Here is a 12,579-nt window from a genome sequence, read left to right as displayed (position 1 = left end):
GACGATAAAATGGTCAATTTCAGTTATGTTATACTTTGTAATTTCTTGTATAAATACTGTTCGCCTTTAAACGAACATAGTATAAAAGTAAGTTTTAAAGTTCTCTAGAAAAATACATCTAGTGAACTTTGTTTGGATTTATCACTTTCAAATAGTGAGTTAATTCCATACTCTTGAATTTCAAGACGCTGTTTTAAATAAGGAGAAACAGGGTATCTATTAACAAGTTCTTGGGAAATATCAAGATATTTTGTAACAGAACCTTTTGATACACTAAGAATTAGATTTCCTCCACATTTACATTTTCCAGAAAGTGGAATACGTCTATATTTGGAACCACATTTGGTACACCTGACTTTTTGCTTGGAAAATGCTCTTGAGTTACCCATAATGTCTGGTAAGAAATGAGAAGATAATACTTTTTCAACAACTCCTCTTTGGTCAACAGCTCTAATCAACTCTGCAAGTTCGATTTGAGCATCAACCTTTTCTTTCATTGAAGGTAATCTCTTGTAAAGACATACAGTTGGTCCTGCATGGATACTTGAGGTATGGTGTGAAAACATTAAACCTTCATATTGTTCAGGGGTTCCAAGATGGTTTCCAACATTATCTACTAAATCAAGAACTTCTGCAGGTTTTAATGGGTCTTTAGTTTTTTCATAAAACTCAACTGGGAACCTTTCAAAGATATCTAAGTTATGAGATTCATCGTCAATCTCTTCAGGATCAATTCTTGAAGATAAAACTAAAGGAGCATCCATACTTCCTCCTCTTGTATTTGGAAGGTAATTTTTAGAGAAGTTTATTAATGCATCTAAAAGAAGCATTACAGAATCTTCGTCACTGTCACAGTTTCTACGTTTAGCAGAATGGAAATAAGGATGAGCATAACAGCATAATGCTTTTGTAAATCCAACAATTCTTCCTAAAACACCTGCAGATGTATGTGGTGCTAATCCTGCTATTAAATGACCAATTAAATCAGATTTTTCTTTTACATTATAGAAACTATCCATTTCATATAGTTTTACAAGCTCATCATCAATAAAGTTAGCTACATTAACTAAATAATTAGCACAGTTCTCTGAAATAACCACATCTTGTACTCTAAGTTCAATAATTTGATCTTCACTTTCAATTGGTTGACCATAACAGTCGTGCTCATATCCCATTTCTAGGAGTTTTTCAACAGTAACACCAACTTCTTTTGGTATAAAATGGGTTAAAGGTAAATCTGTTGAATCGTGACGTATTGTTGCATCTTTAAATGTGAATACTTCATTTTTTGCTCTTAAAATTCCTTTTTCAAGAGGTTCTGGAAGTTTAGATTCTGAAATCATACCTACAACTCCCTTCATTTCATCTACTTTTCTAATATTCACATGGTCAGATGCTTTTTTAAGCATTGAAGAAAGATTGATTGATTTTATACCTGCTTTTCCAATTTCTGTTGGAGCACCACAGTAAGGACAGATTGAATTTTGAGATGTAAGTTTACAATCGGGATTAGTACAAATTCTCCTTGCCATGTCAATTTTGATGCTACCTTTTTTTGCAGCAGTAGCTACTAATCTTCTACTTCCTCCATTATTTCCAATTGGGAATAAAACATGTGGTGCAGGACGCATTAATCTTTCTTTAGATTTTTCAGGCCTACCTACACGGGTACCAATGTAAACTGGAGCTTTTTTCTTTATTTTAATTGAACTTACTCTGTTAACTGCTTCCATTGTGTCTTTTAAAGGAGGTAATTTAGTTTTAAGAGTATTAATCAAAGAATAGCTATGATCTTTATCAATAATTATTTTATTTTCCCTTACAATGTGGGGGACTCCAAGAATTTCTAAAACTCTTTTTTGATAGGATAATGGAAGTTCCAGTCCTTTTTCAGGGTCATATTCCTCTTTATGTTTTAATATTAATTCAATTAAAGAGTTTAAATCTCTAATAGTTACATCATGGTAGCAGTAAGTGTATTCTGGATGCAATGCAATGTTATATTTTTCAGATAACTCAAAAGCTTCACTAGCTGTTAAATCTCCCTGCTCTAATTTGTTTAAATCTAAGGTGTTTGTTTCTTTGTTGAAGTTTTCACTTTCAACTAATGTTCCAATCCACCATTCTTCACACCATCCAGATTCAAGAAGAGGCTGGTTATTCCTTAAAAATTCACCAAATGCAACTAACATGTCACCTAGGAATAATATTTCACTAAGTTTTCCTTTGCATTCTTTAGCTTCTTTAATAGTTTTAATTTTAACTACATCTCCATTTTTAAGTTTTACAATAGGCCCTTCAATGGAGTCAACGGGAACAACACAGTTACCTTTTCCCGGATGTTCTATCTTAAGTTGTGTTCCAACAGCTAAAAAGTCTAATAAGGTCATTGTTGCAGGGTGAACACCCATTGCTGCAAGACCAGTGTTTCTTGAACGCCCATATCTTAAACGGAATCCTCCTTTTTCTGAAGGGTATCCTAAAACAGGTCTTCCACCAATAATATCCTGAATATATTTTGGTTCGGTTACAATATCACTGGATGAACTGTCATCTGAGCTGTCATCGGTTTTTGGTTTTGAATATTCAGAAAGCCAGTCCCAATTTTGTAATTTAAGTTTTTTGGATATTTTAAGGATTTTTTTGGATTTTTGAACTACTCCTTCAATCATAGCAAGAAGTGCTCCACCACGGATATTGTTAGTTTCTACTCTTTCAAGGTCTCTATGTGATACTTCTACTTGATCTGTTGGTTCTCCTGTAACTTCTACTGGAATATGGTTTGCAGCAAATCTTACTTCTTCAGGAGTTGGAGAGTATTGTAAGTTAGTAACTTCAGATTCATAAAGTTCTACTTCTTCCACATATCTTTCAACTTCATCTTCAATAGGTTTAAAATCGTTAATTCCTATTGCTTCTTTAATTTTATCTCCTAAAAGTACAGCTAATGCAGCAGCAGTTCCTCCAGCACTTCTGATTGGTCCTGCAAAATAAACTGCAATATATTCTGAGGAATCAAAGTTCTTCTTAATTTTTACCTGTGAAATTCCTTCTAAAGGTGCTGCTACTACTCCTTCAGTAAGAATAGCTAGTGCAGTTCTTAAACCTTGGTCACATCTTTGTTCACGGTCATAATTTGCCTTTTCACCAGTAAGTTCAAATTTTCCAGATGCAATTTCTGCAGCTATTTCAAAGGCAACTGATTCACGGTCAATATCCTTTTCTAATTCTTTTATACGATTAGCTACACCTTCAGGACCAACAAGCCCTTCAACTCTTTCAGCTAAATCCTTTGCTAGTGGAACTTCAGTTTCTAAGTTAACATCCAATCCTTTTGAGCGAGCTTTATTAGCTATTTCGTATAAGTGGTGTGTTTCCTTTTCTAATCTCTCAAAATAATCCATAATATCTGTTATTTATATATGTAAAATTAACTATTTAATGTTAATGAAAGTGCAGTTGGTTATTAATTTTTAATGTTGTAATCAAGGAATATTTTCACTTTAAACACAATTTTATAACATGTTTAATATTTTTCTTTATTTATTGCTATTATATAAATAAATTATAGATAAAATTAAATAATGTGTAAAAATTTTAATTTATATTAAGATAATCTCAATTTTGTTTTAAGGAAGATATTGTAAAGATTTAAATACTTAGCAACTATAAGTTATTAATATTGTAATATATAGTTGACTTTATGGGTACTGGACTTTTATGTGGTGGTCTAATGTCTATAGAAAATATTGAAAATACTGAATCAAAGGAAATTGTCGAATCTGAGAATAATGAAGACATTAATACTTCTTCTGAAGAAGTGTCAGGAGATAATATGGAAAATAATGAAGAAGTAGATAGTGAAAATGAGAATTTAGATAAAGTTCAAAACTTAATTAAAGAGAAAGATGAAAAACTAAGTAACCAATCCCAAGAACTTCATTATCTTACAAATGACATAATTCCTAATCTTAAAAAAGAAAATTCAGAGCTTAAATCATTAAAAATAGAATTAACTCAAGCTTTAGAAAAAACTACTAAAAAATATTATGATCAATTAGATATTAACGCGGATTTAAGTGATAAATTAACTAAAACAAGCGCTGATTTTGCTGTATCTAAAGTTAGAATGGATAAATTAGAATCTGAAGTTGAAGAAGCTAAAAAAGAAGCAGATTCTAAAGTTAAAGAAGTTGCTTCAGAAGAAATTGAAGCTTTAAAAGCTGAAAATGAAAAACTTTCCAGTGAATTATCTGAAAAAGTTAAAGAAGTTAGTTCATTAAATGATAAAGTTCCTGCACTTCAAAAAGAAATTGATAATTTAAGAAAAGATCTTATTGAAGTGGGTAATTATAAAGAACAAGTTAATGAAAATGTGAAAGCTGAAATCAATAGCTATAAAAATCATATTAAAGCATTAGAAGAAGAGTTAAGAAATAAACAATCAAAATATGATGAATTATACACTGAATCTCAAAGAACTATTAATGGTTTAAATGAACAAGTTCAAAAACTTAGAAAAGCTATTGATGATCACTCTAAAAGAGGGTTCTTAGGTAGACTCTCAAAAAAATCAATTCTTGATGAATAACTATTCATCTATTCTTTTTTTTTTAAAATTATGACTAATGATAATTATTTTATAAATTTAGCTATTGAAGAGGCTAAGGTCTCTCTTAGGGAAGGTGGACTTCCAATTGGTGCTGTCCTTGTTAAAGATAATAAAGTAATCTCAAAAGGACATAATCGTTTAATTCAAAACAATTCTGTAATTTTACATGCTGAAATGGATGCTATTGAAAATGCAGGTCCTTTAACACATGAAGATTATAGAAAATGTACCTTATATACAACTCTTTCTCCATGCCCAATGTGTTCTGGTGCTGTAGTTTTATATAATATTCCAAAAGTAGTTATTGGAGATAATTCCACTTTAATGGGAGCAGAAGAGTTTTTAAAGGCAAATGATGTTGAAGTTGTTGTTTTAAATGATGTAAATTGTAAAAATCTTTTTGAAGAGTTTACTCGCAAAAATCCAGAGATTTGGCAAAAAGAATTAGCTAAAGTTGGAAACTCTACTGAAAGTAAAATATAAAAAAAGAATTCTGAAGTATTTAAACTTCAGATAATTATTTTTAAGCTTCTTGTCTTAATCTTTTAACAACAAAGTCTTTATCTAAAGATAATAAGAAAGAAGCAGCTCTAGGGCCTTGTTTTTGACCAAGAATCATTTTATAAATAGCTTGGAAACCTTTTTGTGGTTTTAAACCTTGTGCTTCAAGAATTTCATACATTGCATCATGGAGTTCTTCAGCTGTTTTAAAGGTTTTTTCTTCTATTAAACTAGCTAAATCTTTTAAGAAGGTAGTTTGTTCATCGGTAAGTGGTAATTTTGGAACACTTTTCTCTTGCACTTGGAATTTTACAAATTTAGGAGCGTAAGTGTCTAACCAATTAATTACATTATTTACACGTTCCTGATATTGTTTTAATTCTGTTTCAGTTAAATCAGAGAATTCCTTATCTTCAAAGCTTTTAGTTAGTTGGGAATTGTTTTTAAGAATTGTGAATATTTTTTCAAGGTCATTTCCAGCTATTTGGTAAGCATTAACAAGGAATCTGTAAGGAGGTCTAAATGGTAAAGGTTCTCCTTCATTGATTTGTGCCATTTCATAGATTTTTCTGAATTTTTTATCTTCTTTTTCAGATGGTGCTTCTTCTTCATTGAAAAATACTTTTTCAACTTTATCAAATTGATCCATGAAATCTAAAAATGACATTTTAGGTGAGAAATCTTTTGATTTCATTGGTTTACTTCTAAATAAGTAATAGTTAAGACTTTCAGCTGGTCCAATTTCTAACCATTGTGCAGGGGTGAAGAATACTCCTTTAGATTTACTCATTGCATCTCCATCAAGAGTAATCCATTCATAAGGAACTGGATAAGGTGCTTCGTAATCAAAGATTTCTTTAGAAATAATGCTACTTACATCGTAAGACCCGCCACTGGCAGCATGGTCTTTTCCAAATGGTTCGCAAGTAGTTCCAAAGATTTTCCATCTTGCAGCCCATTCAACTCTCCAGGTAAGTTTTCCATTTCCTGTTTTAATATCCATTTCTCCTTCATGACCGCAGTCACATCTGTATTTTACGATATCACCATCAAAGTCATAAGCAAAAGTGGTGTTTACACGTCCACATTCTTCACAAATTGGATTGTAAGGTAACCAGTCATCAGCTAATGGTTCTCTTCTATATTGGTTGAAAATTTCCCTTATTTCTGGAGCTTTTTCAAGTGAAGTTCTAATGTATTCGTTGTAAACTCCTTCTTTGTACATTTCAAAACCAGATTTAAGTTCAATATCTATTCCATAATCATCTAAAACTCCTAAAAATGGTTTTTCAAAGTGTTCTACAAAGCTTGCACAGCATCCTTCTGGACATGGGATGTTGGAGTAAGGCATACCAAGATATTTGTCATAGCTTTCAGGAAGTGGAAATGGTACTTTTCTAAGTGGGTCGTGGTCATCAGCAATCCATATAGTTTCAACTTCCATTCCTCTTTTTTTAAGTTCACGGCCAATTGCACTAGCTATAAATACATCACAGGAGTTACCAATGTGAATAGACCCTGAAATGGAAGTACCACTTGCTATAACATGTTTATCAATGTTTTTTTCACTTAATTCATCAGCTATTCTTTCAATCCAATGTTTCATTAAATCACCTATAAAATAATAATCTAAAATATGCTATTTTAAAGTTAATGTAATCATAAAAATAGTTATATAATATTATATCGTGCTATTACTATAAATAGGTTAGTTTAAAAAAAAGAAATAGAAATATTGAAAAATTCAATATTTAAAGATTTAATGGGTTTTGAAAACGTCTGAATCAGATTGATCTAACCATTCATTTACAATCTTAACTGCACAGAAGTCTCCACACATTGTACAAGCATCTGAATCTTCAGGTGGTCTTGCATCTCTTTTTGCACGAGCATCATCTGGACAAATAGCTAAATTATACTGTGCTTCCCAATCGAGAGCTTTTCTTGCATCTGCCATTAATAAATCTTTTTCTCCATTATGTACTCCTTTTGCCATATCTCCAGCATAAGCACCAATTCTTGTAGCTATTACTCCATCTTTTACATCTTGAGGAGAAGGAAGTGCTAAATGTTCTGCAGGAGTTACATAACAAATGAAATCAGCTCCAGCTTTTGCAGATTCTGCAGCTCCAATAGCTGATACAATATGGTCATAACCTGGTGCAACATCACATACAATAGGTCCTAACATGTAAAATGGTGCTCCAGAACATAATTTTTTCTGGATAGTTACATTTGCAGGAATTTCATTGATTGGGATGTGTCCTGGTCCTTCAATCATTGTTTGAACACCTGCTTCACGTGCTCTGTCAACTAATTCTCCTAAAATAATTAGTTCTTGAACTTGTGCTCTGTCTGTTGAGTCAGCAATTGCCCCTGCTCTCATTGCATTTGCAAGAGACATTACAACATCATGTTCTTTAGCTATTTCTAAGATATAATCGTAGTTTTTGTATAATGGGTTTTCAATTTCGTTTTCAACAATCCATGAAGAGATAAATGCTCCACCTCTTGAAACTAAACCTGCTTTTCTTCCTTGTGTTTTAAGTCTGGATAATGTTTCAATGTTTACACTACAGTGGATTGCCATAAAGTCTACACCATCTTTTGCTTGTTTTTCAATGGTGTTGAACATTATATCTTCATCCATGTAAATTGCTGACCCTTTGTCTCTTATGGTTTCAATAGCTGCTTGATAAATTGGAACAGTACCAACAGGAAGTGGGGACATTCCTAAGATTCTTCTTCTAATTTCATCTAAGTCTCCACCAATACTTAATTCCATTAAACAGTCTGCACCATTATCGATAGCTATTTGTGCTTTAAGTTCTTCTTCATCAAAATTAACAATATCTGTTGATGTTCCGATAGTTGCATTAACTTTGGTTCTAAGTCCTGCACCAATACCTGCTGCTTCAATGTCTCTGTTTACATTGGAAGGAATTACAATAGTTCCATCAGCTACTGATTTTAATATGAAATCTTCACTCACATTCTCTTTTTTAGCAACTGTTTTCATTTCTTCTGTTAAAATACCTTTTCTTGCATCACTTAATTGGGTCATTTTTATACCTCAACTATTCAATTATTCTTTATTTTTATCAAATGAACATGAATTTTTATTCACTTTTAATTGATTATACTTAGTGTAGACTCATTTAATAAATAAAGTTATCGTATCAATTTTAATTCCATTATATTTGATAAAAATAAGTTTTATTTTAATTTGCTATTTGTTGTTAATTTTTTATTAATAAAAAATCATTAAATAGGATATTAACAAATCAATTATTATGAAAATTTTCATTAATGCAGACACATATAAAGAGGTAGCTATTGACACAAAAAAGAAACTAGAAGAGATATGTAGCAGTTATGATATTGAAATTGTTGGTAATGCTTCAGAGGCAGACATGATTTTTTCAATAGGTGGAGATGGAACATTTTTAGAATCTGCTAGACTATCAAATGGCATTCCAGTTATTGGAATTAACTGTGGAACTTTAGGTTTTTTAACAGATGTTAATCCAGATGATTTGGAAGAAACAATTGCTAATATTTTAGATGGCAAATATTATATTGAAGAGAGAATGATGCTTGAGGGTAAAATAATAAAAGAAAACGGGGAAATAATTAAAATACCTCATGCACTTAATGAGATTGCTGTTTCTAAAAATACATTCGGAGTTGTGAGATTTGATGCTATTGTGGATGGTAAACTAATAAACTCATATACTGCTGATGGAATATTAGTTTCTACTCCTACTGGTTCAACTGCATATAACTTATCCTGCGGTGGTCCAATTGCAGATCCAACAGCAAAAATTATTACATTGACTCCAATAGCTCCACATACAATATTAAATAGGAGTATTATTCTTTCTGATGAGTCTGTTGTCAGTATAAAAATTACTGAACTTAGAAATGACACCAAATCTTTTGTATTGTATGATGGTCGTCCAATGGAAGTTACAACTGGTGACACTATAAAAATAAGAAAATCCAATTATATTACAAAGATTGTTAAACTTAACTGGTGTAGTTTTATTGATAATATTAGGGATAATGTAAAATAAATAAAAAAGAGGGATTAAAATCCCTTAGATGTTGTAAAATTCATTCATTCTTTCATAAGCTTCATCGAAGGTTGGTGCTTTAGTTTGACAACCTTGAGCTTCTACAATAAATGAGGAAACTGCAGATGCAAATTTTGCAGATTCTTCTATAGATTCTCCATTAAGGAATCTAGTTAAAAATCCTGCTCTATAGGAATCTCCAGCACCTGTAGGATCAATGGCTTCACGTAATACTGCATCCACTTCAATTTTATCTTCATTTGAGTAGATAACACTTCCATTTCCACCGCAGGTTTTAACAATAATATCTGGACCTAATTCTCTTAATCCTTGAATATCTAAATCAAGATTAAATTGGATTCTTTCAATTTCATGATGATTTCCAAAGAGAATGTCTGTGTTTTTTATTACTTCTTTAAGGCTTTCTGGTTCGTACATTCCTAAATCTTGTCCTGGGTCAAATGATACTAATAATCCTGCTTCTTTAGCTTCATGACCACACTTTAAATTAAATTCAGGGCTTCCAGTAGCTAAATGTATTGCTTCTGCATCGTTTATTGCTTTTGTTGGAGCATTGCTGTTTTCAAACTCTTTAGAAGCACCCCAATAGAAGTAACTGATTTGATCTTCATTTTCATCAGTTAATACAAATGCAGTTGGAGTAGATTCTCCTGGAACAACAATAAATGAGTCTGTATCAATATTCAAGTCAACCATCTGCTTATAGTAAGGGCTATCTTTGAAATCTCCACCAACAGCAGAAACTAATGAGGTGGATAATCCAAGATTAGCACCAATAACTGCAACGTTTGCAGCTGCACCACCGTTAAATGTTTTTAAATCATCAATAGGTGATGAATAATTAGCTTTAGGAAATTCTTTAACTCGTATAATATAATCAAGAGCAGTATGTCCCACTGCTATTAAATCAATGTTTTTTACCATAATATCGCCTTGTAAAAAATGCAGTTTTTATTTTAATGTTTCTCACTATTTAAAAATTTTGAAATTGTTTATAAAATTTTGATTCTTAATAATAGTATTGTTGTCAATAATTAAATTAATTACTGAAAGCATTTGAAAAGTAATTATTTTATTGACATAAAACCTTGTTTTACTATTTCTTTTTGCCCTTCATTCTGAAGATAATTGATGAATTGCTCAACCTCTTCCTTTTCATCGTTTACTTGAATAAGACTGATGACATGACGTGTATCATATTGTAATATTGGATTTCCTTTGAAAAAACTGGCATTTAGAAAACTATATAAATTTTCAGAGTTTTTAACCATTTTAAAAGCATCAAATTGGGAGTTAACTTCACTGACAATTGTAAATGGGATATCGTAATGTTTTAAACTATCCCATGCCAACCTTTGTGCTGATCCTTTTACTGATACAAACCTTAGATTTTCCATGTCTTTTAGACTTTTAATTTTTTTTGAGTTTTCATTAGCTACTAAAACAAGATAATCAAAAGCTATGGGAATAAAGTTTAAATCTCTTTCAAAAGCAATCAATGGATCATCTAAAGCTAGAATATCAACAACTCCTCTTTTTCCCAATTCAAATGCATCAATATCTGTGCTACTGTAAACAGACAAATCAAAAGGTTGCTTTATTGATTCTAAAAGACCAGAAATAATATGTCCTCCTCCAATAGTTATTTTGTCAGTTGGAGATATCTGATTTGTATATTTCTGGTATTCCTCAAGTAGCATTAATCCCTCTTTGGTCAGTTCACTTCCAGAAGAGCTATTATTAACAAGTTTAAATTCTAATTTTTCTTCTGCTTTTTTAATTCTTCTATTGAAAACTGCATGAGATATGTTAAGTTCTTTTGCAGATTTTCGTTGAGATTGTGTCTTATTTAAGGAGTTTAAACTTTCATACAGTTTATAATCATAAATTTTCCCATTAATCTCTAAATTTATTAATCCATTGCTTTTGATTTTCATAAATATTAATATATATGATATCAATATAATTAATTATATTGAATTATTTTAATGGATATTAGGAAAGGATAAAATGGAATTGATGAAAAGTTCTATTGATGCAATAATTGGTAACATAAGAGCTGCAGAAGAATATTTAAACGAAGAAGATATTGACAAATTTTTAGATATTATTGTAAGTTCTAAAAATGTTTTCCTTATTGGAGCTGGAAGATCTGGTTTAGCTGCTAAAGCTTTTGCAATGAGATTAATGCATTTAGGAATTAGTTCATATGTTGTAGGTGAAACTATTTCTCCAGCTATTTATGAAGATGATTGTATAATTGCTATTTCTGGTTCTGGTGAAACAAATACTATTGTTTCAGCAGCAAATATTGCAAAAAATAGAGGATCTAAAGTTTTAGCATTAACTTCATACCCTGAATCAACATTAGGAAAATTAGCAGATACAGTTCTTTTAGTTAAAGGTAGAACTAAAGTGGAAGCTGATGATGAAAATTACATGAAACGTCAAATTCATGGTAATTATACTTCTTTAACTCCATTAGGAACTGCTTTTGAATTAACTACTTTAGTATTTTTAGATGCTTTAGTTTCTGAATTAATGGAAATTATGCATCAAACAGAAAGCGATTTAAAAGCACGTCATACTGTGCTTGAATAATTCATTTCTTTTTTTTAAAATATTACTCTTTCTGGGTTTGTATAGATATTAAAACGGTTTCCTCTTAAAAATCCAACGAGGGTGATATTTCCTTCTTTAGCTATTTTACAGCCAGATAAACTAGGTGCTGCATTTGAGACAAGCATTTGTATTTGGGCTCTGTCTATTTTTATAACCATATCTGCCGGCATTCTACCACTATATATAATATATGATTTTCTTAAATCAACACCTTCTAGTAATCCTGCACCAATAGCTTTATCAACTGCAACATGTCTACTTACATCTTCTTTTACAATGAATTTGTCTTCGTAAACTAATGCAGCAACATGTGCTCCTCCAGTGGCAGACCAGATTGCAGCTTTTTCTTTTAATTTTTCCATATTTTCTATTAATTCTTCTTTTGTCACTTTTAGTGTACTGGGGAGTGGATTAACTTCATTTATCTTGCAGCGTTGTCCACCAGATGCATCAGAACATAAAACTGTTTCTTTATCGGCTACATTTTCTTTTTTTACCTGAACATTAATAATGTCATCAGAAATAGCTATTGATTTGATGTCTTCTACATTATCAATTAATGATTCGCCAAGGAGATAACCTGCAGTAAATTCTTCTAAAGAGTCATAAATAACAGAAAATCTACGAGTAATTGTATTGTTAATTATCATTTCAACTATTTGGTCATTTACAACAACTTCCTTTTTCTCTTCTTTTATTCCATTTTTGTAGATTACTGCATCAATATTTTCTGTTAATTTCAAGGGA

Annotated in this window: 10 protein-coding genes; 4 read left to right on the top strand and 6 right to left on the bottom strand. The window is 31.1% G+C overall.

All coding sequences use genetic code 11. The features are described from left to right. Positions 1 to 104: 104 nt before the first annotated feature. The gene (gene polC / locus MBBWO_RS07230; protein WP_165807945.1) at positions 105 to 3,404 is read right to left on the bottom strand and encodes a DNA polymerase II large subunit; all 3,300 of its coding nucleotides are present in this window, start codon (positions 3,402 to 3,404) and stop codon (positions 105 to 107) included. 329 nt (positions 3,405 to 3,733) lie between these two features. Here polC and MBBWO_RS07225 point away from each other — a divergent pair, with 329 nt between their 5' ends. Further along, complete coding sequence (locus tag MBBWO_RS07225; RefSeq protein ID WP_243408490.1) at positions 3,734 to 4,591, top strand: acyltransferase; 858 nt, start codon at positions 3,734 to 3,736, stop codon at positions 4,589 to 4,591. A gap of 30 nt (positions 4,592 to 4,621) precedes the next feature. Next, positions 4,622 to 5,095: a nucleoside deaminase gene (locus MBBWO_RS07220; protein WP_116670223.1), complete on the top strand. Its 474-nt coding sequence runs from the start codon at positions 4,622 to 4,624 to the stop codon at positions 5,093 to 5,095. A gap of 40 nt (positions 5,096 to 5,135) precedes the next feature. Here MBBWO_RS07220 and lysS read toward each other — a convergent pair whose 3' ends face one another. Next, entirely contained in the window at positions 5,136 to 6,719 is a 1,584-nt protein-coding gene (lysS, locus tag MBBWO_RS07215) for a lysine--tRNA ligase (RefSeq protein ID WP_116670222.1), read from the bottom strand. A 153-nt stretch (positions 6,720 to 6,872) separates the two neighbouring features. Next, positions 6,873 to 8,177 carry a phosphomethylpyrimidine synthase gene (thiC, locus tag MBBWO_RS07210; RefSeq protein ID WP_116670221.1) on the bottom strand — a complete coding sequence of 435 codons (1,305 nt, stop codon included), beginning with the start codon at positions 8,175 to 8,177 and terminating at the stop codon, positions 6,873 to 6,875. A gap of 229 nt (positions 8,178 to 8,406) precedes the next feature. Between thiC and MBBWO_RS07205 the strand changes: the two genes are divergently transcribed. After that, on the top strand, positions 8,407 to 9,189 hold the full coding sequence (locus MBBWO_RS07205; protein ID WP_116670220.1) for an NAD(+)/NADH kinase: 783 nt from the start codon (positions 8,407 to 8,409) through the stop codon (positions 9,187 to 9,189). A 24-nt stretch (positions 9,190 to 9,213) separates the two neighbouring features. Here the strand turns inward: MBBWO_RS07205 and MBBWO_RS07200 are convergent, their stop codons facing one another. Together MBBWO_RS07200 and MBBWO_RS07195 are read right to left on the bottom strand one after the other, a co-directional pair. Then, positions 9,214 to 10,134: a carbohydrate kinase family protein gene (locus MBBWO_RS07200; RefSeq protein WP_116670219.1), complete on the bottom strand. Its 921-nt coding sequence runs from the start codon at positions 10,132 to 10,134 to the stop codon at positions 9,214 to 9,216. Between the two features lie 143 nt (positions 10,135 to 10,277). Next, positions 10,278 to 11,147 carry a LysR family transcriptional regulator gene (locus MBBWO_RS07195; protein WP_116670218.1) on the bottom strand — a complete coding sequence of 290 codons (870 nt, stop codon included), beginning with the start codon at positions 11,145 to 11,147 and terminating at the stop codon, positions 10,278 to 10,280. 73 nt (positions 11,148 to 11,220) lie between these two features. Between MBBWO_RS07195 and hxlB the strand changes: the two genes are divergently transcribed. Then, positions 11,221 to 11,811, top strand: coding sequence for a 6-phospho-3-hexuloisomerase (gene hxlB, locus MBBWO_RS07190; protein WP_116670217.1), 591 nt, complete (start codon positions 11,221 to 11,223; stop codon positions 11,809 to 11,811). A gap of 14 nt (positions 11,812 to 11,825) precedes the next feature. On the opposite strand, the gene fdhD is transcribed toward hxlB, so the two are convergent. Continuing rightward, complete coding sequence (fdhD, locus tag MBBWO_RS07185; RefSeq protein ID WP_116670216.1) at positions 11,826 to 12,575, bottom strand: formate dehydrogenase accessory sulfurtransferase FdhD; 750 nt, start codon at positions 12,573 to 12,575, stop codon at positions 11,826 to 11,828. Between the last annotated feature and the right edge of the window lie 4 nt (positions 12,576 to 12,579).

Source organism: Methanobrevibacter woesei (assembly GCF_003111605.1).
GTDB lineage: Archaea > Methanobacteriota > Methanobacteria > Methanobacteriales > Methanobacteriaceae > Methanocatella > Methanocatella woesei.
The sequence above is the reverse complement of the archived record's forward strand: the minus strand, read 5'-3'. Positions and strand labels throughout refer to the sequence as shown.